A 19,895-nucleotide genomic window follows, 5' to 3' on the forward strand; every position below is an offset into this window, starting at 1 on the left:
TCGGTGTCGGTGCCGCTCGTAGAATGGGACGAGTGAGTCTCTCGGGTCTGCCGCGCCTGCTCTCGCACGCCGATTCGATGAGCGATGCGCTGCTCGCCGCCTCGCGTCCGGCCGACTTCTCGGCCACGCCGGGGCTGCACGCGCCGCTGCTCGCCGCGCTGCTGCAGCGTCGGCGTGAGCACGGCGAGGCCGACGCGCTGCTCGTCGTCGCCGCCACGGAGCGGGAGGCGGACGCGCTGCGCAGCGCCTTCGCCTGCCTGCTGCCCGACGCGGAGCTGCTCGAGCTGCCGGCGTGGGAGACGCTGCCGCACGAGCGCCTGAGCCCCGGCGTCGAGACCGTCGGCCGCCGCCTCCACGCGATCCGCCGCATGCGGGTGTGGAAGCCGGGCGACGCGCCCCTCGTCGTCGTCGCGCCGGTGCGCTCGGCGCTGCAGCCGATCGTCGCCGGGCTCGCCGACGTCGAGCCGGTCACGCTGCGGCTCGGGCAGCGCGGCGTCGACCTCGAGGCCGTCGTCGAGCGGCTCGTCGCGCTCGCCTACACGCGCGTCGACCTCGTCACCCGCCGCGGCGAGTTCGCGGTCCGCGGCGGCATCCTCGACGTCTTCTCGCCGATCGGGGAGCACCCGGTCCGCGTCGACTTCTTCGGCGACGAGGTGGACGGCCTCCGCGGCTTCTCCGTCGCCGACCAGCGCACGCTCGACCTGCCCGTCGACGCCGCCGAGCTCGTGCCCGCGCGCGAGCTGCTCCTCACCCCGGCGGTGCAGCAGCGCGCCCGCGAGCTGCGGCACGAGTTCCCGAACCTCGCGCAGATGCTCGCCAAGGTGGCGGAGGGCATCCCGGTCGAGGGCATGGAGTCGCTCGCGCCGGTGCTCGCGGACGGCCTCGTGCCGGTGACGCAGTACCTGCCGGCGGGCGCTGCGGTCTGCGTGCTCTCGCCGGAGCGGGTCGCGAGCCGCGCAGTCAGCCTCGCCGAGACGAACCGCGAGTTCCTCCACGCCGCATGGAGCGCCGCGACCGCCGGCGCCCAGGCGCCGATCGACCTCGAGTCGGGCGACTTCCTCACCGTGAACCAGCTGCGCGAGTCGGTGCCGGAGGGCACCTGGTGGACGATCAGCTCGTTCGAGTCGCAGCCCGACGGCGCCGAGTCCGTCGGCGACCTCGACCCCGCGAAGGCCGCCGCGCTGCTCGCCGACTCGGCCGAGTACCTCCGCGTGAAGGGCGGCGCGACGCCCGTCATCGCCGGCCGCCCGGCCGAGCTGCTCGACCACATCGCCTCCCGCCTCCGCCACGGCTGGTCGACCGTCGTCACCGCCGCGGGCAAGGGCCTCGTCGAGCGCGCCCGCGACGTGCTCGCGGAGCGCGGCGCCGCCGCCCGCATCGTGGAGGAGCTGCCCGCCGAGCTCGAGCCCGGGGTCGCCTACGTGCTGATCGGCGACCTCGAGACCGGCTTCGAGCAGCCCGAGGTCTCCCTCGCGGTCGTCTCCGAGCGCGAGTTCTACGGCCGCGCCGCGACGATGGACAACCGCGGGCCGAAGAAGCTCGCCTCCCGCCGCAAGAACGTGGTCGATCCGCTGCAGCTCAAGGCCGGCGACCACGTCGTGCACCAGACGCACGGCATCGGCCGCTTCGTGGAGCTCGTCCGCCGCGAGGTCGCGCCCGTGCAGAAGACGGGCCCGAAGCGCATCGGCGACAAGGCGCCCGAGAAGGTCGTCCGCGAGTTCCTGCTGATCGAGTACGCGCCGTCGAAGCGCGGCTATCCGGGCGACAAGCTCTACGTGCCCACGGACCAGCTCGACCTGCTGACCCGGTACGTCGGCGGCGAGGCGCCCCAGCTGTCGAAGATGGGCGGCTCCGACTGGGCGGCCGCGAAGGGCAAGGCCCGCAAGGCCGTGCGCGACATCGCGGTCGAGCTGGTGAAGCTGTACTCGGCGCGGATGGCGTCGAAGGGGCACGCCTTCGGTCCCGACACCCCGTGGCAGCACGAGCTGGAGGAGGCGTTCCCGTTCGCGGAGACGCCCGACCAGCTCGAGACGATCGACGCGGTCAAGGCCGACATGGAGAAGGCGATCCCGATGGATCGGCTCATCTCCGGCGACGTCGGCTTCGGCAAGACCGAGGTCGCGGTCCGCGCTGCGTTCAAGGCGATCCAGGACGGCAAGCAGGTCGTGATGCTCGTGCCGACGACGCTGCTCGTCCGCCAGCACCTCGAGACGTTCAACGAGCGCTTCGCCGGCTTCCCGGTCAACGTGCGGCCGCTGTCCCGCTTCCAGTCGGACAAGGAGGCGAAGGAGACGATCCGCGGCCTCGCCGACGGCACCGTCGACATGGTCATCGGCACGCACCGCGTGCTCGCCAAGGAGGTGTCCTACAAGGACGTCGGCCTCGTGATCATCGACGAGGAGCAGCGGTTCGGCGTGGAGCACAAGGACCAGCTGAAGAAGCTGAAGACGAACGTCGACGTGCTCGCGATGAGCGCGACGCCGATCCCGCGCACGCTCGAGATGGCGGTCACCGGCATCCGCGAGATGTCGACGCTGGCGACCCCGCCGGAGGACCGGCACCCGATCCTCACCTACGTCGGCGCGCGCTCCGCCGGGCAGATCACGGCCGCGATCCGGCGCGAGCTGCTCCGCGAGGGCCAGGTCTTCTACGTGCACAACCGGGTCGCCTCCATCGGCCGCATCGCCGCGGAGATCGCCGAGCTGGTGCCGGAGGCGCGCGTCGCCGTCGCCCACGGGCAGATGGGCGAGCACCAGCTGGAGCAGGTGATGGTCGACTTCTGGGAGCGGAAGTACGACGTGCTCGTCTCGACGACGATCATCGAGACCGGCCTCGACATCGCGAACGCGAACACGCTGATCGTCGACCGCGCCGACAAGTACGGGCTGAGCCAGCTGCACCAGCTGCGCGGCCGCGTCGGCCGCGGCCGGGAGCGCGCCTACGCCTACTTCCTCTATGACGCGGAGAAGCCGCTCGGCGAGGTCGCCGTCGACCGCCTCGAGACGATCGCCGCGAACAACGAGCTCGGCTCCGGCATGCAGGTCGCGCTGAAGGACCTCGAGATCCGCGGCGCGGGCAACCTGCTCGGCGGCGAGCAGTCCGGCCACATCGCGGGCGTCGGGTTCGACCTCTACCTGCGGATGATCGGCGAGGCGGTCAGTGACTTCCGCGGCGAGGTGGCGGACGGCCAGACCGAGCTGCGGCTCGAGCTGCCGGTCGACGCGCGCATCCCGGAGCATTACATCGACAGCGAGCGGCTGCGCCTCGAGGCGTACCAGAAGCTGTCCGCGGCGGCCGGGCCGGCCTCCGCGGAGGGCCGCATCGACCTCGTGCTCGAGGAGCTGGTCGACCGCTACGGGAAGGCGCCGGAGGAGGTCGAGAACCTCGTCCGGATCTCGAAGCTGCGGCGGCTCGCCCAGCACGCGGGGCTGTCCGACGTCGTCGCGCTGCCGAAGTTCCTCCGCATCGCGCCGGCGGACCTGCCGGACTCGATGCAGGTGCGCCTGCAGCGGATGTACCCGGGCGCCCGGGTTATCGGCGGCGCGGTGAACGTGCCGTGGCCGCAGACCGCGGGGGAGCCGCTTGCGGACACCGCGCTGATCGAGTGGGTCCAGGTGCTGCTCGGCGCGATCTGGGCGAAGACGCCGCAGGCCGCCGCCTAGCCCCGCACCTGCATCACGCTGGTCGAGGTGCGAGCGGAGCGAGCCTCGAGACCATGGACCTCGAGCACCGCCTGACGTCCAGCCCTCGCGCAGGCGCCGGGGGCATCGTGCGGCGATGCGGAACCCGGTGGTGCACGTCGAGCTGATCGGCCCCGATCCGTTCGTCCTCCGCGCCTTCTACGGCGCGCTGTTCGGCTGGAACGCCAGCGTCGGCGCGCCGGTGGCGCCTGCGATCTCGGAGGAGACATCCTACTCGTTCGTCGAGCCGGGGGACGGCGCCGGTCCGGTCCCCGGCGGCATCGGCGGAGGGCCCGGCTTCGCGGCGCACGCCGTCTTCTACGTCGGGGTCGAGGACGTGGCCGCGACCCTCGCAGAGGCGGAGCGGCTCGGCGGCACGGTCGTCCTCGGGCCGCAGCGCAACGACGGCGGCGGGGTCGTCGTCGGCCACTTCCGCGACCCGGCCGGCAACCTCGTCGGCGTCGCCGCCCCCGCCTGACCCGTCCCCCTCCCCGCCCGCATCCCCGGAGGTGCCCGCCGTGCCCGACATCGACCTCGAGATCCGCCGCGTGCCCGCGCAGCGCGTCGCGACCCTCACGCGCCACGCGCCGGGCTTCGGCTCGCAGCAGATCGGCCCCGTCGTCGGGCCGATGTTCCCCGAGGCCGCCGCGCTGCTCGGCGACGTGCCGACCGGACCCGCCGTCGCGCTCTACCGCTCGGAGGAGACCGGCGACGGCGTCGTCGTCACCGCCGGCTTCGAGGTCGGCGACGACGTCGGGCCCGTGCCCGGCCTCGAGCTCCACGTCCTGCCCGAGCTCGAGCGCGCCGCCGTCGCGGAGCACCACGGCGCGATGGACGTGATCGACCGCAGCTGGGAGGCGCTCGCCGCGGCCCTCCGCGCCCTGGCGGGCCCGGCGCGCGAGGTCTACCTCACGCCGCCCGACCGGCCGCAGGAGGAGTGGGTCACCCGCCTGATCCAGCCGGTCGCCCGACCTCGGTAGCGTTCCGCCATGGCCCGGCTGCGCGCGCACAACATCGCCGTCTCGCTCGACGGCTTCGCCACGGGGGAGGGGCAGTCGCTCGAGACCCCCTTCGGGCACGCGGGCGGCCGGCTCATGTCCTGGTTCTTCCCGACCCGCACCTTCGCCGCCGCCTCAGGGCACGAGGCGGAGGCGACGGGCGCGGGATCGACGGGCGTCGACGACGCCTTCGCCGCGCAGTCGTGGAACGGCATCGGCGCCGAGATCATGGGCGCGAACAAGTTCGGCCCGCTCTCGCCGCCGTGGTGGGAGGACGAGTCGTGGCGCGGCTGGTGGGGCGACGAGCCGCCGTTCCGCACCCCGGTCGTCGTGCTCACCCACCACGAGCGCGAGGACCTCGTGCAGGGGGAGACGACGTTCCTGTTCCGCGACACGACGCCGGAGGCGGCGCTCGCGGAGGCGGCTGAGCTCGCCGGCGGCCTCGACGTGCGGCTCGGCGGCGGCGCGACCGTCGTCCGCGAGTTCCTCGACGCGGACCTCGTCGACCACCTGCACCTCGTCGTCGTGCCGATCGTGCTCGGGCGCGGCGTGCGGATCTGGGACGGGCAGGAGGGGCTGGAGGAGCGGTTCTCGATCGAGACGACGGCGTCCCCCTCCGGGGTCGTGCACCAGGTCTTCACCCGGACGCGCTGACGCGGCCTCGCCGCCCGCGGCGGGTGGCCGGGGAGGATGGGGGCGTGGCACGCCCCGAGGACGAACGCATCGGATTCGGCGCGGCGCTCGGGCTCGGCGCGCTCGTGCTCGCGTCGTTCGTGGCGGTGACCACGGAGATCGTCCCCGTCGGCCTGCTGCCGCAGCTGAGCCGCGCGTTCGCCGTGCCGGAGTCCGTCACCGGCCTGCTGATCACGGTCTACGCCGCCCTCGTCGCCGTGCTCGCGGTGCCCCTGACGCGCCTCACCGGCCGGCTGCCGCGGAAGCCGCTGCTGCTCGGCACGATCGCGATGTACGGCGTCGGCAACCTCGTCATCGTTCTGGCGCCGAGCTTCGCGGTGCTCTGCGCCGGCCGGGCGATCGGCGGCGTCGCGCACGCGCTGTTCTTCTCGCTCTCCTCCGCCTACGCCTCGGCGCTCGTGCCGCCGCGGGTCCAGGGGCGCGCGCTCGCGATCGCCGCGGCGGGCGCCTCCGCCGGCTACGTGCTCGGCGTCCCGCTCGTCACCTCGATCGGCGCCGCCCTCGACTGGCGGGCCGCCTTCGCCGCGCTCGCGATCGGCGCCGTGCTCGCGGCGCTCGTCACCGCGGGCGCGCTGCCCGCGATCGTCGGCACGGAGCCGCAGGAGCATCCCGCTCGCGGCCCGCGCAGCGCCCTCGTCTCGGCGGCCGTCGTGAACGCCCTCGCCTTCTTCGGCCACTACGCGCTCTACACCTACGTGTCGACGGTCCTGCTCGGCGCGGCGGTGCCGGAGTCGGCGATCGGCACCGCGCTGTTCCTGTTCGGCGCCGCCGGCGTGGTCGGGCTCTGGCTCGCGGGGCTCGTGATCGACCGCCGCCCGCGCGCCGGCTTCCTCGGAGCGCTCGCGCTCGCGGCGCTCTGCATCGCGGCGCTGCTCCTGCTCCGCGATTCGACGCCCGGCACCGTCGCCGCGGTGACCCTGTGGGTCGTCGGCTTCGGCGCGATCCCCGTCTTCTGCACCGCCGCGTGCCTCCGGTCCCGCGCCCTCAGCCCGGACCTGTGCGCCGCCGTGAACAACGCCGCTTCGAACGTCGGGATCGGCCTCGGCGCCGCGGTCGGCGGCGGCGTGCTCGCGCTCGCGGGCGTGCCCGCCGTGGTCGTGCTCGCCGCGGGCGCCTTCGCGCTCGCGGTCGTGCTGGTCGCCGTCCTCCGCGGCGGGTTCCCGACCCGCGTCCGCAACGAGGCCTGACCCCGCCGCACCGGCGAAGTGCTCACGCTTCTGGACGCCGATCCGTCCGACCGGCGTCCAGAAGCGTGAGCAGAGAAGTGGGCTAGTCGACGATGACCGAGAAGACGTTGCCCGAGGGGTCGGTGAACCAGGCGATGTCGGGCCCGCGGCCGCGCATCGCGCCGTCCTCGTCCTGCGGCATGCCGGGGTAGCGCTGCGGCTCCAGGCCCCGCTCGCCGAGCTCCCGGATCGCGATGCCGACGTCGGCGACGACGAGGTTCAGCACGGTGAACGTCGCGGGCACGTGGTCCCGCTTCGGGTAGAGGATCACGTGCCCGCCGCCCGGCAGGCGGAGGCGGGCGATCTCCCCGTCGTCGACCTCGAGCCCGACGACGTCCCGCCAGAAGGCGACCGCCTCCGGCACGTCCCGCACGCTCATCCCGCTGAACGCGCCTTCGATCGCGACCATGCGTCCTCCTCGACTCGGTGCGCTCACGGTAGAGCGCGGGAGCGACGGCGGGAAGGCCGGGCCCGGGACCGCCGGGCGATCAGCGGCACGACGAGCGCCGACAGCACGATCGCCGCCGCCGAGCCGAGCAGCACGCCGAGCGTCGCGGCGGTGCGCAGGTCCTCCGTCGCGAAGGCGAGCCGGCCCATCAGGAGGGAGACGGTGAAGCCGACCCCGCCGACGAGCCCGACGACGACGAGCTCGACCGGGCGGATCGGGTCGGGCGCCCGGCGGCCGAGCACGGCGCGACCGACGAGGCCGCCCGCGACGATGCCGATCAGCTTGCCGAGCGGCAGGGCGACGGCCACGCCGACGAGCACGGGGCCGAGCGCCGCGCCGTCGACGTCCTCGATGCGGATGAGGCTCGCCGTGAAGGCGAACAGCGGCAGGATCGCCGCCCGCGAGACGGGCTGCAGCGCGCGGTCGACCGCGGCCCCGAGCGGGCCCGGCAGCAGGAGCCCCAGCGCGACCCCGGCGAGCGTCGCGTGCACGCCGGACCGCGCGGTCAGGTACCAGGCGGCGACGCCCAGCACGACGAGCAGGGCCGTGCGGAGGGCGCCGCCGCGCAGCCGCCGGGCGAGCACGGCGAAGAGCGCCAGCGGCACCAGCGCGGCGAGGAGGAACACGGGCTCGAGCCGCACCGGGAACACGACCGCGATCAGGAGGATCGCGACGAGGTCGTCGAGGATCGCGAGCGCGAGGAGGAACGCCCGCACCCGGCTCGGCAGCCCGCGGCCGAGGAGCGCGAGCAGCCCCAGCGCGAACGCGATGTCGGTCGCGGTCGGCACCGGCCAGCCCGCGGGGTCCGTCCCGCCTGCGACGAGCAGGTAGCCGAGCGCCGGCACGACCACGCCGCCGAGCGCGCCCGCAGCGGGCAGCGCGGCCGCCGCGGGGTGCGCGAGGTCGCCGTGCGTCAGCTCGTGCCGCAGCTCGATCGCCACGAGCAGGAAGAACACGGCGAGCAGCCCGTCGCTGACGAGGTGGTCGACGGTGAGGTGCAGCCCGGTCGCGTCGAGCGGCAGGTGCAGGTCGCGCGCCGCGAGCAGTGCCGGCCCGACCGGCGTCGCGGCGAGCACGAGGGCGAGCGCCGCCGCGGCGAGCAGCAGCGCGGCGGAGCCGCGGTCGGAGGTGATGAAGCGCACGGGGCCTCCCGGGTCGGGTGCGACGCACCCCGCTCGCGGTCGCGACTCGGGGGCCGACCAGACTTCCCGGCGCTCCGCCTCCAGGGTACCGGACGGGGCGGGGCGAGTCAGGCCAGGCGGAGGGCCAGGGTCTGGAGGCGGGGCTCGCGGACGGGCGTCATCCGGATCTCGCAGCGGATCCGGCCCGCGGCGCCCGGCACCGTCCAGGCGAGGTGCGCGGGGGAGTCGCTGCGGAGCGCGACCGCGTCGAGCGGTGCCACCGGCGCATCGACGGCGAGCCCGGCTCGCTCCCGGAGGCGCTCGGCGGTCGCGCGGCGCAGCGCGAACGACTCGTCGAGCACGACGTTGTCCGCGGCGACGCCGACGAGCGCGTCGTCGTCCCACGACCGCAGCAGCCGCTCGACGACCTCGCGGGCGGCGGCGGTCTCCGGCCAGAGCGCCGGTGCCGCGGCGGGCGTGCTCGCGCCGTCGAGCAGGAGCGTCAGGGCCTGGGTGGCGGGCAGCGTCGCGCCGCTGTACCGCGCGTTCTCGAGCACGACCACGCCGATGCCGCTCTCCGGGTGCCAGCGCATGTGCGCGCCGAAGCCGGGGTAGCCGCCGGAGTGGCTGACGACGCGGCCGTGCCGCGGGTCCTCCTCCACCACGAGCCCGAGCCCGTAGTGCGACCCGGCCGGGCCCGGCACCGGGGTGCGGGGCTCCTGCATCGCGCGACGCAGGCCCGCCGCGAGCACGTCGTCCGTCGCGTCGTCGCGCCAGGCGCTTGCCAGCCAGCCCGCCCAGGTCGCGAGCGCGGTGGGGGTCGCGACCACGCCGCCGAGCGCCGAGAACGCGCCGGGCTCCGCCCAGGGCTGCTGCACCCAGGCGCCCTCGACCTTCGCGAAGCCCTCGATCACGCGCGCGTCGACGGTCCGGTCGAACGCGAGCCCCGTCAGGCCGAGCGGTTCGAGCAGCCGCTCCCGCACGAGTTCCGGGTAGGGCCGCCCGCCGACCCGCTCGAGCACGCGGCCGAGGATCGCGTAGGCGAAGCTCGAGTACTCGTAGGTCGTGCCGGGCTCGTAGGCCAGCCGGACGCCCTCGCCGACGAGGCGGTCGAAGTCGGCGGTCGTCATCGACTCCTGGCGATCCGCCCACGGGTCGTCGATCGGGATGCCGCCCGCCATCGAGGCGAGCTCGCCGAGCGTGGGCGCGCGGGAGGCGCCGAGCACGGCCGCGTCGAGCACGTCGGTCAGCGGGGTGTCGAGGGAGAGCGCGCCCTCCGCCGCGAACGTCAGCAGCGTCGCGGCGGTGAAGCTCTTCGTGCAGGAGGCGACGCGGAAGGCGCTCGCGGTGTCGGCGCCCTCGCCCTGCGCGCCGGCGGCGACGACGCCCTCCGGGCCCAGCACCGCCCACGCGGAGGCGGGCGCCCGGCCGTCGCGGACGCGGGCGGCGGTCAGCTCGTCGAGGGCGGGAGCGGCGAGGGCGAGATCGGCGGTCCGGTACGGCACCGGCCGATCCTCCCAGGCGGCGGCTCAGGGGGTGCCGCGGCGGACGACCGCGTAGCCGGCGACGACGCCGGACGCGGGCAGCAGCCGCACCCGGACCTCGGCCGGGCGGCGCTCGGCGGTCACGCCGAGCCAGGAGGTGGTCGGCGGGCCCGAGCAGTCGGCGGTGCCGGACAGGCCGAGGGGGCGGCCGTCGCCCCCGACGAGGCTCCAGGTCATCGTGCTGCCGTCTACGCCCGCGCACGCGACGTCGACCGCGACCGCGCCGGTCGACGGCATCGGGCCGGCCGGGTCCTCGTTCGAGCCGTCCGCGAACACGGACCGGGTGACCTCCCCGGCCGCCTTCGCAGGGGTGGGCAGCGGCGTGACGGTCTCCGCGGGGCTGCGCGTCGCCGACCGGGTGGCGGCGGGCTCGCCCGCGGCGCAGCCCGTGGTCGTCAGCGCGACGGCGACGAGCACCGCGGCGAGGACGGCGGGCGAGCGGTGCACCCCGGCATTCTCGGCGGTCCGCCTGTCTATCGTGGTCGGCCGTGCCCGTCGTCGTCCGCCCGCTCGAGTCCTACGACCTCCCGGCCGTGCTGGCCATGAACAACGCCGCCGTGCCCGCGGTGCCGCCGGCCACGACCGAGGAGCTCGCGGAGCTCGTCGCGACCGCCTCCCTCGCCGTCGTCGCGGAGGAGACCCCGGCGTCGCCGATCGGGTTCCTGCTCGCCATGGACCCGGGGACGGACTACGACAGCGAGAACTACCGCTGGTTCGCGGCGCGCTCCGACTCCTTCGTCTATGTCGACCGCGTCGTCGTCGCGGACGGCGCGCGGGGCGGCGGCATCGGCCGGGCGCTGTACGGCGCCGCGTTCGAGCGCGCCCGCGAGTTCGGCCGCGACGAGGTGACCTGCGAGGTGAACGTGCGGCCCGAGAACCCCGAGTCGCTCGCCTTCCACGCCCGCCTCGGCTTCGAGCGGCTCGGCGAGCAGGAGACGAAGGGCGGCGCCTACCGCGTCGCCCTGATGGCCGCGAAGACCCGCTGACGCCTGCTTCCGTTTTGAAGGAGTTCTCGCGCCTGCGCGCCGAGAACTTCTTCAAAACGGAATAGGCGGGGGAGGAGGGGGATTGGAACCCGGAGTGAGTGCAGGAGCCCCGCCCGAGATCAGCCGTCGCGACGTGGGCCTCCGCTCCGAGCGCGGCCCGATCCTCCTCGCGCTGATGCTGTCGACCGGCCTCATCGCGATCGACTCGACGATCCTCGCGACCGCGGTGCCGTCGATCGTGCAGGACCTCGGCGGCTTCTCGAGCTTCCCGTGGCTGTTCTCCGTCTACCTGCTCGCGCAGGCGGTGTCCGTGCCCGTCTACGCGAAGCTGACCGACACGATCGGCCGCAAGCCGCTGCTGCTCTACGGGATCGGGATGTTCCTGCTCGGCTCGATCCTCTGCGGTTTCGCGCCGTCGATGCTGACGCTGATCCTCTTCCGCGCCGTGCAGGGGCTCGGCGCCGGCGCGATCATGCCGACCTCGATCACGGTCGCCGGCGACATCTACACGCTCGCCGAGCGGGCGAAGGCGCAGGGCTACCTCGCGAGCGTCTGGGCGATCTCCTCCGTCGTCGGCCCGACGCTCGGCGGCGTCTTCTCCCAGTTCGTCTCGTGGCGCTGGATCTTCTTCGTCAACATCCCCCTCTGCATCGCCGCGGCGGTCCTCGTCCGCCGCTACAAGGAGTCCCCGCAGCGCGGCACCCACCGGGTCGACGTGCCGGGCGCGGTCCTGCTGACCGCGGGGCTCACCGCGCTCCTCCTCGGGCTGCTGCAGGGCGGCCAGGCCTGGCCGTGGGCGTCGCTGCCCGGCATCGGCCTGCCGGTCCTCGTCGTGGTGCTCCTCGTCGCGTTCGTCCTCGTCGAGCGCCGCGCGCCGGAGCCGGTGCTGCCGCTGTGGGTGTTCTCGCGCCGCCTGCTGCTCACGACCGGGCTCATCAGCGCGGGCGTCGGCGCCCTGCTGCTCGGCCTCACCTCGTACGTGCCGAACTTCCTGGAGTCGGTCGCGGGTGCGTCGCCGCTCGAGTCCGGGCTCGCGCTCGCGCTGCTCACGATCGGCTGGCCGATCGCCGCGTCGAACGCGGGCCGCCTCTACCTCCGCCTCGGCTTCCGGCCGACCGCGCTGATCGGGTCGACGGTCGCGCTGGTCGGCGCCGTCGGCGTGCTCGTCGCGACGCCGCTCGCATCGATCTGGCTGACCGGCATCGCCTGCCTCGTCGTCGGGCTCGGCCTCGGCACCGTCGCGACGCCGACGCTGATCGCCGGCCAGTCGAGCGTCGGGTTCGCGGAGCGCGGCGTCGTCACCGGCTCGAACACGTTCCTCCGCTCGGTCGGCTCCGCCGTCGGCGTCGCGGTCTTCGGCGCCGTGGCGAACGGCGTGCTCGCAGGTCGCACGTCCGCCGCCGCGGTCAGCAGCGCCTCCACGGCCGTCTTCATCGGCGTCGTCGTCGCGGGCGCGCTGACCGTCGTCGTCGCGACGCTGATGCCGTCGTTCCGCGCGGAGCACGCGGCGGCGACCGAGCGCCCCGCGCCCGAGCCCGCGTGACCGGCTCGACCGACCTGCCCGGCGCGACCGGGGAGGATGGCGCGGTGCCCTCCGAGCTCGACCGCCTCGTCGCCGTGATGGCGCGCCTCCGCGCGCCGGGCGGCTGCCCGTGGGACGCGGAGCAGACCCACGAGTCGCTCGTCCGCTACCTGATCGAGGAGACGGCGGAGCTCGTCGAGGCGATCGAGACGCATGACGTCGCCGCCATGCGCGAGGAGCTCGGCGACGTGCTCTACCAGGTGCTCTTCCACGCCGACCTCGCGAGCGCGACGCCGGGCGAGGGCTTCGACGTCGAGGACGTCGCCCGCGACACCGCCGCGAAGATGATCGGGCGGCACCCGCACGTGTTCGGCGACGAAGTGGCGGCGGACGCCGACGCGGTCGTGGAGGTCTGGGAGGCGCAGAAGCGCCGCGAGAAGGCGGACCGGACGAGCGTGCTCGACGGGGTGCCGATGCAGATGCCGTCGCTGCTGCTCGCCGAGAAGCTCGTCGGCCGCGCGGAGCGCGCGGGGCTCGAGGTGCGGCCGGGCCGCGCCGTGCCCGACGACGAGGACGCGCTCGGCGACGAGCTGCTCGACACCGTGATCGCCGCGACCGCGAAGGGCCTCGACGCGGAGCGCGCCCTCCGCGCCGCCCTGCGCCGCTTCACCGGCGCGATCCGCGCGGTCGAGGCCGACCCGCACCAGGGCTGAGCGCCCGGGCGGCCGCGGGCGCGGGCGCACCCGGTCCGGAGCGCCTGGCGCCTAGGCGATGCGGCTGCCCTTCGCGAGGCGCTTCGCCGGCGTGCGGAGGGCCGACCCTCCCGCGAGCATCAGCGCCACGGCGAGCACGAGCTGCAGCACGAGCCCGGCCGCCCAGGTCGGCGTCGTGGCGGCGACGACCTGCTCCTGCGTGCGGCGGTCGCTCGTGTTCCGGGCGGGGTCGCAGTCGTCGTACACGGAGGGTTCCGGCGGCGCGACCTGCGCCAGCCGCGTGACGGCCTTCAGCCCGCTGAACGCGTCCGCCGCGTAGCCGTCCTTGCTCCACTGGCCGGGCACGGCGTCCGCCAGCACGACGAACGGGTTGACCGCGAGGATCGGCCACACCCGGTCGTAGCGCGGCACCTGCGAGGTGGTGCGCTGCTCCGGGTCGCAGACGCCGCCCGGCAGCGGGTTCCCGTCCGCGTCCGTCGAGTAGTAGCGCTCGACGGTCGTCTGCGACGTCTGCAGCGCGACCCCGCCGAGGCCGAACGCGATCAGCGTGCCGATCGAGAGCGCCGCCACGACGAGGTAGGTGGTGACGACGGAGAAGATCGGCCGCGCGATCACGGAGGAGAGCCCGACGCCGACCGCGGCGACCACGCCGAGCTCGAGCACCGTGACGAGCAGCGCGACGAGCACGACGACCGGGTCCACCCCGCCCGCGACGATCGCGAGCAGCAGGAACGGCAGCGCGACCGCGAGGAAGGCGAGGGACGCGGTCCACGCGGCGAGGAACTTGCCGACGATCAGCTGCGTCGTCGTCACGAGCGTCACCTGCGTCGTCGCGAGCGTGCCCGCGTCTCGGTCGCCGTTCACGGCGCCGCCCGACAGCGCCGGCGTCACGAGCGAGCCGAGCAGCAGGACGAAGAAGACGATCACCGAGAAGACCTGCGGCCCGCCCTCCTTCCCGACCGCCGCCGCGACGCCGAGCAGCAGCACCGAGACGATGAGCAGCAGCGCCGCGGACACGGCGAGCAGCACGTACCAGGCGGTGCTCCGCACCCGCTGGCGCAGCTCGAGGTCGACGACCGTGCCGACGGCGAGGATCCGCTCCTTCATCGCTCCTGCTCCTTCGCGAGCTCCAGGAAGGTGCGCTCGAACTCGCCCGCGGCGGGGCCGAACGCGGTGATCCGCACGCCGTCCGCGGCGAGCGCGGCGAGCAGGTCCGCCGCGGCGGCCTCGTCGGCGACTTCGACGAGGCGGCCGAGGTGGTCCTGCGTCCCGGCCAGCCCCCTGGCAGCGAGCGCCGCGTCGAGCGCGGCCGGGTCGAGGGCGCGCAGCCGCCACGGACGGGCGGCGGTGCGGAGCGCTGCGACGCGCTCGGGGTCGACCGTCCTCCCCTCCTGCACGTAGACCGCGTCGTCCGCCATCTCCTCGAGCTCCGCGAGCACGTGGCTCGACACGAGGAGGGTGCGGCCGTCGTCGGCGAGCCGGCGGACGAGGGTGCGCAGCTCGACGCGGGCCTCCGGGTCGAGGCCGCTCGCGGGCTCGTCGAGCAGCAGCACCGCCGGGTCGTGCACGAGCGCCCGCGCGAGGCTGAGCCGCTGCTTCTGCCCGCGGGACAGCACGCGCGTCGGCCGGTCCGCGAGCCCCTCGAGCCCGACGAGCGCGATCAGCTCGTCGGCGCGGGCGGCGGCGCGGTCCTTCGGCATCCGGTGCAGACGCCCGGTGAGCTGCAGCGTCGTCCGGGTCGTCAGCGACGCCCAGGAGCCGAGCACGTCGGGCATCCAGCCGAGCGCGGCGCGGACCCCGGCCGCATCGGAGGCGGGGTCGAGGCCGGCGATGCGGATCGTGCCGGCGTCGGGCGCGAGCAGGGTCGCGAGCATCAGCATGAGCGTCGTCTTGCCCGCGCCGTTCGGCCCGATCAGCGCGGTGACGCGGCCCGGTGCGGCGGAGAAGGTCATGTCCCGGACGGCGTGCGTCGACCCGAAGGACCGCCGCACCCCCTCCACGACGATGCCGGCGGCTTCCATGCTGCGGACGGTATCGGTGCGGCCGCGCGGGCCGCCTCCGCCTGCAGGGGGAATCCCGGGTCCGCGCCTGCTGCCAATCGTCGGCGGACACGCCTATCGTGCGCGCATGGACATCCGGTTCATCGCGGGGTTCGGGCCGATCACCCGCTCCGGCGCGGAGGGGCTCGCGTTCTGGTCGACCGCCTTCGGGCTGCGCTTCGACGAGATGGCGCCGGACTACCACCACGCGCACGGCCTGGCGGGCGCGAACGTCTTCGGCCTCTGGCCGCTCGCGCAGGCGGCCCGAGCGACCTTCGGCACGGACGACTGGCCGGAGGACCGGCCCGTGCCGCAGGCGTGGCTCGAGTTCGAGATGGCGTCGCCCGAGGCCGTCGCGGCGGGGGAGGCGGAGCTCGCGGAGGGCGGCCACGAGATCCTCGTCCGCGCGCACGTCGAGCCGTGGGGCCAGTGGACCGCGCGGCTGCAGAGCCCGGAGGGGCTGCTCGTCGGCCTCTCGTACCTCCCGGACTTCCACCCCGAGCTCACCCGCTGACGCCGCCCGCGCCTCCCCGCCGCGCTCCTCCGCTGGTCGAGGTGCGAGCGCAGCGAGCCGTTCCGCTGGTCGAGGTGCGAGCGCAGCGAGCCGTTCCGCTGGTCGAGGTGCGAGCGCAGCGAGCCTCGAGACCACCGCCGCGCCTGGAAGAATCGCCCCGTGGCCTCCCCGGTGAACCCGCCTCGCGGCATGCGCGACCTCCTCCCCGCCGAGAAGGCGAAGCGGGAGGACGCGCTGTCCGTGATCCGCACGGTGTACCGCGGGCACGGCTTCGACGAGATCGAGGCGCCCGCGCTCGAGGACTACGACCGCCTGCACGCGGGGCTCGGCGGCGACAACGAGAAGCTGTCGTTCAGCGTGCTGAAGCGCGGCATCGGCCCGGAGCAGTGGCAGGCCGCCGACGACGTGCCCGCGATCGCGGACCTCGGGCTGCGGTACGACCTGACCGTGCCGCTCGCCCGGTTCTACGCGACGAACCAGGCGGCGCTCCCGCCCGTGTTCCGCGCGGTGCAGATCGGCCCGGTCTGGCGGGCGGAGCGGCCGCAGAAGGGGCGCTACCGCCAGTTCGTCCAGTGCGACATCGACATCGTGGGGGAGCCGGGCCCGATCGCCGAGCTCGAGCTGATCGGCGCGACCGCCGCGGCGCTCGACGCGCTCGGGCTCGAGGGCGCCTCCATCCGCATCAACGACCGCCGCATCCTCACCCGCCTCCTCAGCACCTGGGGCGTCGCGGCCGACGCCGGCTCGGCCGCGCTGATCACGATCGACAAGCTCGACAAGATCGGCGTCGACGGCGTCGTCGCGGAGCTCGCGCAGCAGGGCGTCCCGGTCGACGGGCTGGCGGAGGCGTTCGGCGGGCTCGCCGCCGCCGACTGGGGCCTCGCGGTCGACCCGCCCGCCTGGCTCGACGTCGAGGCGTACACGGACCTGCTGGCGCTGAAGGACGCGCTGCCCGAGGTGGAGCTCGTCTTCGACCCGACCCTCGTGCGCGGCATGGGCTACTACACGGGCACGATCTTCGAGATCGCGCACCCGTCCTCCACCTCCTCGCTGGGCGGTGGAGGACGCTACGACGGGATGATCGGCCGCTTCCTCGGCCGCGAGGTCCCGGCGGTCGGCTTCTCCATCGGCTTCGAGCGCATCGTCGACCTGCTGCCCGACCGCGTCTCCGGCGCGACCGCGACCGCGCTGCTCCACGACGGCGACGTGCCCGCGGGCGTGCTGCTCGCGGCGAAGCGGCAGGCGCAGGAGGACGGCGGCCGGGTGCGCCTCGAGCGCGCGAGGAAGAACCGCCGCGCGCAGCTCGACGCGCTCGCCGCGGACGGCTTCACCCGCTTCGGCGTCGTGACGGCCGAGGGCCTCGGCGACCTCCGTCCCCTCGCCTGATCCGTGCAGAGTGACGAGATGCGGCCGCCGCTCGTGCTCACCGGGCCGCCGGGGGCGGGGAAGACGACGATCGGGCGGCGCCTCGCCGAGTCGCGGCGACGCTGCGCCTTCATCGACACGGATGACGTGCGTCGGCTGGTGGTCGCCGGCGCGGCCGCTCCGTGGGAGGGGGAGGAGGGCGCCCGCCAACGCGTGCTCGGCGCGGAGAACGCCGCCCGGCTCGCGATCGCGTTCGCGTTCGCCGGCTTCGAGGTCGTCGTCGCGGACGTCCTCACGCCGCGGACGGTTCAGGTGTGGCGGTCGACGGTCCCGGACGCGTTCCTCGTGCGGCTCGCCGCGAGCGACGACGCGGTGAGGGCGCACTGGCCGGACGGGCACCCCTTCATCACCGAGGAGGAGCGGCGCGCGCTGCACGACCTCGAGGCCGCGGACCCGCCCGATGCCGACCTCGTCGTCGTCGTCGACGGACGCAGCGCGGACGAGGTGCTCGCCGCGGTGGAGCAGGCGTGGTCGACGGCCGGGCGCTCCCGCCCCGCCTGATCCGCTCTTTCCGTTTTGAAGGAGTTCTCGCGCGCTCGGGCCGAGAACTCCTTCAAAACGGAAGTGGTGGTCAGCGGAGGAGGCGGGCGGGGGCCGAGCGGCGCCAGGAGGCGTCGAGCAGCTCGGCGACCTCGGTCCAGTCCGTGTCCGGGCCGTCGACGTCGAGGCCGAGCCACCCGCGCGGGCCGAGGTAGGACGGCACGAAGAACCGCGGGTCCTGCAGGCGCGCGGGCCGCTCGTCGTCGTCGACGTGGACGACGACCGAGTGCGGGTGCATCACCTTCTCCGGCCCCTTCGTCCCGCTGCCGTAGACCGCGAAGGCAGGCCGCCCGACGACGTGGAACCAGGGGCGGCCGTGGCTGAGGCGCTCCTCCGTCTCCGGCAGCGCGAGCGCGACCTCGCGCACGCGCGCGAGCACGGGGTCGTGCTCGTCGTACATGATCGGGTGCTCCATGAGGCGATGCTCGCGGATCCGGAGTTCCTGCGCGACACCCCGGTGCGGGAGCCCGCAGGACGGCGTGTCGCCCGGGATCTCCGGATCCGCGACGGATCTCCGGATCCGCGAAGGGGGCGGGTCAGGGTTCGCCTGCTGTTCGGAAGGCGCTCCCCGGCCCTCACTAGGCTTGCGGGCGGTCGCGGAGCACGCGTCCGCAGCTGGAAAGAGGGAGACCCATGGCCGCCATCGACACCATCGACGCCCGCGAGATCCTCGACTCTCGCGGCAACCCGACCGTCGAGGTCGAGGTCCTGCTCGAGGACGGCGTGGTCGCCCGCGCCGCGGTGCCCTCCGGCGCCTCCACCGGCGCGTTCGAGGCGTACGAACTGCGCGACGGCGACAAGGGCCGCTACGGCGGCAAGGGCGTCGAGAAGGCCGTCGCCGCCGTCATCGACGAGCTCGGCCCGGCCGTCGAGGGCATCGACGCCGCCGACCAGCGCATCGTCGACGCGACTCTGATCGCGACCGACGGCTCCGAGAACAAGTCGAACCTCGGCGCGAACGCGATCCTCGGCGTCAGCCTCGCCGTCGCGAAGGCCGCCGCGGCCTCCGCCGAGCTGCCGCTCTTCCGCTACCTCGGCGGCCCGAACGCGCACGTGCTGCCGGTGCCGATGATGAACGTGATCAACGGCGGCGCGCACGCCGACTCGAACGTCGACATCCAGGAGTTCATGATCCTGCCGGTCGGCGCGGACAGCTTCCGCGAGGCGATCCGCGCCGGGGTCGAGACGTACCACGCGCTCAAGGGCCTGATGAGCAAGCAGGGCCTCTCCACGGGCCTCGGCGACGAGGGCGGCTTCGCCCCGAACCTCTCGAGCAACCGCGCCGCGCTCGACCTGCTGATGGAGGCGATCCAGTCCGCCGGCTACACGCCCGGCAAGGACATCGTGCTCGCGCTCGACGTCGCCTCCACCGAGTTCTTCGCGGACGGCGCCTACACGTTCGAGAGCCAGAAGAAGTCGGCGGCGGAGATGTCCGCGTACTACGCCGACCTCGTCGCGAACTACCCGCTGGTCTCCATCGAGGACCCGCTGGCCGAGGACGACTGGGAGGGCTGGACCACGCTGACGCAGGAGGTCGGCGACAAGGTGCAGCTCGTCGGCGACGACCTGTTCGTCACGAACCCGGAGCGCCTGGCGAAGGGCCTGCAGCTCGGCGCCGCGAACTCGATCCTCGTCAAGGTGAACCAGATCGGCACCCTGACCGAGACCCTCGACGCGGTCGCGCTCGCGCAGCGCAACGGCTACACGGCGATCCTGTCCCACCGCTCGGGCGAGACCGAGGACACGACGATCGCCGACCTCGCCGTCGCGACCGACGCGGGCCTCATCAAGACCGGCGCCCCGGCCCGCAGCGAGCGCGTCGCGAAGTACAACCAGCTGCTCCGCATCGAGGAGGAGCTCGGCGAGGCCGCGGTCTACCCGGGCCTCGCGGCGTTCCCGCGCTTCTCCGCCTGATCGCGGATCCGCAGTTCCCGGGCGACGCGCCGGGCCGAGACCTCCTCGACCCGGCGCGTCGCCCCGTTTCTGCGGATCCGCGTCGTTTCTGCGGATCCGCGAAGGGCTCGGACCGGGCTGCGCTCAGCCGAGCGCGGAGGGCGGGGGCACGACGGCGAAGTCGGCCTCCTGGAACGCGGTGACCGTCGGCAGCCAGCGCCGCTCGACGAAGTCGCGGTGCAGCGGGTCGGCGTCGTACGCCGCGTAGGCGTCCCGGTCCGCGAACTCCATCGACAGGGCGAGCGGCAGCTCGCCGCCGTCCGCCCGCAGCACCACGAAGCCCTCGACGCCGGGGATCGTCGCCAGTCGGCGCGCGTCCGCGAGGAACGCGGCCTCCTCCGCCGAGTCGGGCGGGTGGGGCAGGGCGAACGCGACGGTGTGCCGGACGGCGGTCATGGCGGTGGTCCTTCCACAGGCGGATCGGGCGCTCATCCTTCCGGACCCGCCCCGGGCGACGGCGGGGAGGGGCGCCGCCCGGGCGACGGCGCGCCCG

20 protein-coding genes are annotated in these 19,895 nt (G+C 74.6%); 12 read left to right on the forward strand and 8 right to left on the reverse strand.

The window, feature by feature from the left end; genetic code table 11:
* Positions 1-32 precede the first annotated feature (32 nt).
* The 5 genes from mfd to D1781_RS05440 all read left to right on the forward strand — a co-directional run bounded on the left by mfd (position 33) and on the right by D1781_RS05440 (position 6,558).
* Positions 33-3,662 (forward strand): transcription-repair coupling factor, encoded by a 3,630-nt coding sequence (gene mfd / locus D1781_RS05420; RefSeq protein ID WP_407641656.1) that lies wholly within the window; start codon positions 33-35, stop codon positions 3,660-3,662.
* Between the two features lie 115 nt (positions 3,663-3,777).
* Positions 3,778-4,158 (forward strand): VOC family protein, encoded by a 381-nt coding sequence (locus tag D1781_RS05425; RefSeq protein ID WP_119481199.1) that lies wholly within the window; start codon positions 3,778-3,780, stop codon positions 4,156-4,158.
* A 40-nt stretch (positions 4,159-4,198) separates the two neighbouring features.
* On the forward strand, positions 4,199-4,660 hold the full coding sequence (locus D1781_RS05430; RefSeq protein WP_158590005.1) for a GyrI-like domain-containing protein: 462 nt from the start codon (positions 4,199-4,201) through the stop codon (positions 4,658-4,660).
* Positions 4,661-4,669: 9 nt separating this feature from the next.
* Positions 4,670-5,332, forward strand: a complete 663-nt coding sequence (locus D1781_RS05435) for a dihydrofolate reductase family protein (RefSeq protein WP_119481201.1) — start codon at positions 4,670-4,672, stop codon at positions 5,330-5,332.
* A gap of 44 nt (positions 5,333-5,376) precedes the next feature.
* Positions 5,377-6,558, forward strand: coding sequence for an MFS transporter (locus D1781_RS05440; RefSeq protein WP_158590006.1), 1,182 nt, complete (start codon positions 5,377-5,379; stop codon positions 6,556-6,558).
* 82 nt (positions 6,559-6,640) lie between these two features.
* Here the strand turns inward: D1781_RS05440 and D1781_RS05445 are convergent, their stop codons facing one another.
* The 4 genes from D1781_RS05445 to D1781_RS05460 form a co-directional block, all read right to left on the reverse strand.
* Positions 6,641-7,006, reverse strand: coding sequence for a VOC family protein (locus D1781_RS05445; protein ID WP_119481203.1), 366 nt, complete (start codon positions 7,004-7,006; stop codon positions 6,641-6,643).
* A 23-nt stretch (positions 7,007-7,029) separates the two neighbouring features.
* A complete protein-coding gene (locus D1781_RS05450) occupies positions 7,030-8,187 on the reverse strand; it encodes a Na+/H+ antiporter NhaA (RefSeq protein ID WP_119481204.1) in 1,158 nt (385 codons plus the stop codon).
* A gap of 107 nt (positions 8,188-8,294) precedes the next feature.
* Positions 8,295-9,671, reverse strand: a complete 1,377-nt coding sequence (locus D1781_RS05455; RefSeq protein ID WP_119481205.1) for a serine hydrolase domain-containing protein — start codon at positions 9,669-9,671, stop codon at positions 8,295-8,297.
* Between the two features lie 24 nt (positions 9,672-9,695).
* The gene (locus tag D1781_RS05460) at positions 9,696-10,157 is read right to left on the reverse strand and encodes a hypothetical protein (protein ID WP_119481206.1); all 462 of its coding nucleotides are present in this window, start codon (positions 10,155-10,157) and stop codon (positions 9,696-9,698) included.
* Between the two features lie 41 nt (positions 10,158-10,198).
* Here D1781_RS05460 and D1781_RS05465 point away from each other — a divergent pair, with 41 nt between their 5' ends.
* The 3 genes from D1781_RS05465 to D1781_RS05475 all read left to right on the forward strand — a co-directional run bounded on the left by D1781_RS05465 (position 10,199) and on the right by D1781_RS05475 (position 12,931).
* A complete protein-coding gene (locus tag D1781_RS05465; protein WP_233551023.1) occupies positions 10,199-10,696 on the forward strand; it encodes a GNAT family N-acetyltransferase in 498 nt (165 codons plus the stop codon).
* A 175-nt stretch (positions 10,697-10,871) separates the two neighbouring features.
* The gene (locus tag D1781_RS05470; RefSeq protein ID WP_119481757.1) at positions 10,872-12,239 is read left to right on the forward strand and encodes an MDR family MFS transporter; all 1,368 of its coding nucleotides are present in this window, start codon (positions 10,872-10,874) and stop codon (positions 12,237-12,239) included.
* Positions 12,240-12,283: 44 nt separating this feature from the next.
* Positions 12,284-12,931: a MazG family protein gene (locus D1781_RS05475; RefSeq protein WP_233551025.1), complete on the forward strand. Its 648-nt coding sequence runs from the start codon at positions 12,284-12,286 to the stop codon at positions 12,929-12,931.
* Between the two features lie 51 nt (positions 12,932-12,982).
* Here D1781_RS05475 and D1781_RS05480 read toward each other — a convergent pair whose 3' ends face one another.
* Positions 12,983-14,038 (reverse strand): ABC transporter permease, encoded by a 1,056-nt coding sequence (locus D1781_RS05480; RefSeq protein WP_119481207.1) that lies wholly within the window; start codon positions 14,036-14,038, stop codon positions 12,983-12,985.
* Complete coding sequence (locus D1781_RS05485; protein ID WP_119481208.1) at positions 14,035-14,952, reverse strand: ABC transporter ATP-binding protein; 918 nt, start codon at positions 14,950-14,952, stop codon at positions 14,035-14,037. Before D1781_RS05485 ends, D1781_RS05480 begins: the two co-directional genes overlap by 4 nt.
* 106 nt (positions 14,953-15,058) lie before the next feature.
* Here D1781_RS05485 and D1781_RS05490 point away from each other — a divergent pair, with 106 nt between their 5' ends.
* From D1781_RS05490 to D1781_RS05500, 3 genes are all read left to right on the forward strand, one after another.
* Positions 15,059-15,484, forward strand: coding sequence for a glyoxalase (locus D1781_RS05490; RefSeq protein ID WP_119481209.1), 426 nt, complete (start codon positions 15,059-15,061; stop codon positions 15,482-15,484).
* Positions 15,485-15,643: 159 nt separating this feature from the next.
* Positions 15,644-16,870 (forward strand): histidine--tRNA ligase, encoded by a 1,227-nt coding sequence (locus tag D1781_RS05495; protein WP_119481210.1) that lies wholly within the window; start codon positions 15,644-15,646, stop codon positions 16,868-16,870.
* Between the two features lie 18 nt (positions 16,871-16,888).
* Positions 16,889-17,410, forward strand: a complete 522-nt coding sequence (locus D1781_RS05500; RefSeq protein WP_119481211.1) for a shikimate kinase — start codon at positions 16,889-16,891, stop codon at positions 17,408-17,410.
* 70 nt (positions 17,411-17,480) lie between these two features.
* On the opposite strand, the gene D1781_RS05505 is transcribed toward D1781_RS05500, so the two are convergent.
* The gene (locus D1781_RS05505) at positions 17,481-17,864 is read right to left on the reverse strand and encodes an MmcQ/YjbR family DNA-binding protein (RefSeq protein WP_119481212.1); all 384 of its coding nucleotides are present in this window, start codon (positions 17,862-17,864) and stop codon (positions 17,481-17,483) included.
* 218 nt (positions 17,865-18,082) lie between these two features.
* Here D1781_RS05505 and eno point away from each other — a divergent pair, with 218 nt between their 5' ends.
* Complete coding sequence (gene eno, locus D1781_RS05510) at positions 18,083-19,363, forward strand: phosphopyruvate hydratase (protein ID WP_119481213.1); 1,281 nt, start codon at positions 18,083-18,085, stop codon at positions 19,361-19,363.
* A 123-nt stretch (positions 19,364-19,486) separates the two neighbouring features.
* Here the strand turns inward: eno and D1781_RS05515 are convergent, their stop codons facing one another.
* The gene (locus D1781_RS05515; RefSeq protein ID WP_119481214.1) at positions 19,487-19,798 is read right to left on the reverse strand and encodes a Dabb family protein; all 312 of its coding nucleotides are present in this window, start codon (positions 19,796-19,798) and stop codon (positions 19,487-19,489) included.
* Positions 19,799-19,895: the final 97 nt, after the last annotated feature.

The sequence above is a fragment of the Amnibacterium setariae genome, assembly GCF_003581425.1.
Classification (GTDB): Bacteria; Actinomycetota; Actinomycetes; order Actinomycetales; family Microbacteriaceae; genus Amnibacterium; species Amnibacterium setariae.

Coding starts and splice junctions, on each gene's coding strand:
- D1781_RS05515 (WP_119481214.1), bottom strand. CDS start 19,798: ATGACCGCCGTCCGGCACACCGTCGCGTTCGCCCTGCCCCACCCGCCC.
- D1781_RS05485 (WP_119481208.1), bottom strand. CDS start 14,952: ATGGAAGCCGCCGGCATCGTCGTGGAGGGGGTGCGGCGGTCCTTCGGG.
- D1781_RS05445 (WP_119481203.1), bottom strand. CDS start 7,006: ATGGTCGCGATCGAAGGCGCGTTCAGCGGGATGAGCGTGCGGGACGTG.
- D1781_RS05505 (WP_119481212.1), bottom strand. CDS start 17,864: ATGGAGCACCCGATCATGTACGACGAGCACGACCCCGTGCTCGCGCGC.
- D1781_RS05480 (WP_119481207.1), bottom strand. CDS start 14,038: ATGAAGGAGCGGATCCTCGCCGTCGGCACGGTCGTCGACCTCGAGCTG.
- D1781_RS05470 (WP_119481757.1), top strand. CDS start 10,872: ATGCTGTCGACCGGCCTCATCGCGATCGACTCGACGATCCTCGCGACC.
- D1781_RS05435 (WP_119481201.1), top strand. CDS start 4,670: ATGGCCCGGCTGCGCGCGCACAACATCGCCGTCTCGCTCGACGGCTTC.
- D1781_RS05425 (WP_119481199.1), top strand. CDS start 3,778: ATGCGGAACCCGGTGGTGCACGTCGAGCTGATCGGCCCCGATCCGTTC.
- D1781_RS05490 (WP_119481209.1), top strand. CDS start 15,059: ATGGACATCCGGTTCATCGCGGGGTTCGGGCCGATCACCCGCTCCGGC.
- eno (WP_119481213.1), top strand. CDS start 18,083: ATGGCCGCCATCGACACCATCGACGCCCGCGAGATCCTCGACTCTCGC.
- D1781_RS05500 (WP_119481211.1), top strand. CDS start 16,889: ATGCGGCCGCCGCTCGTGCTCACCGGGCCGCCGGGGGCGGGGAAGACG.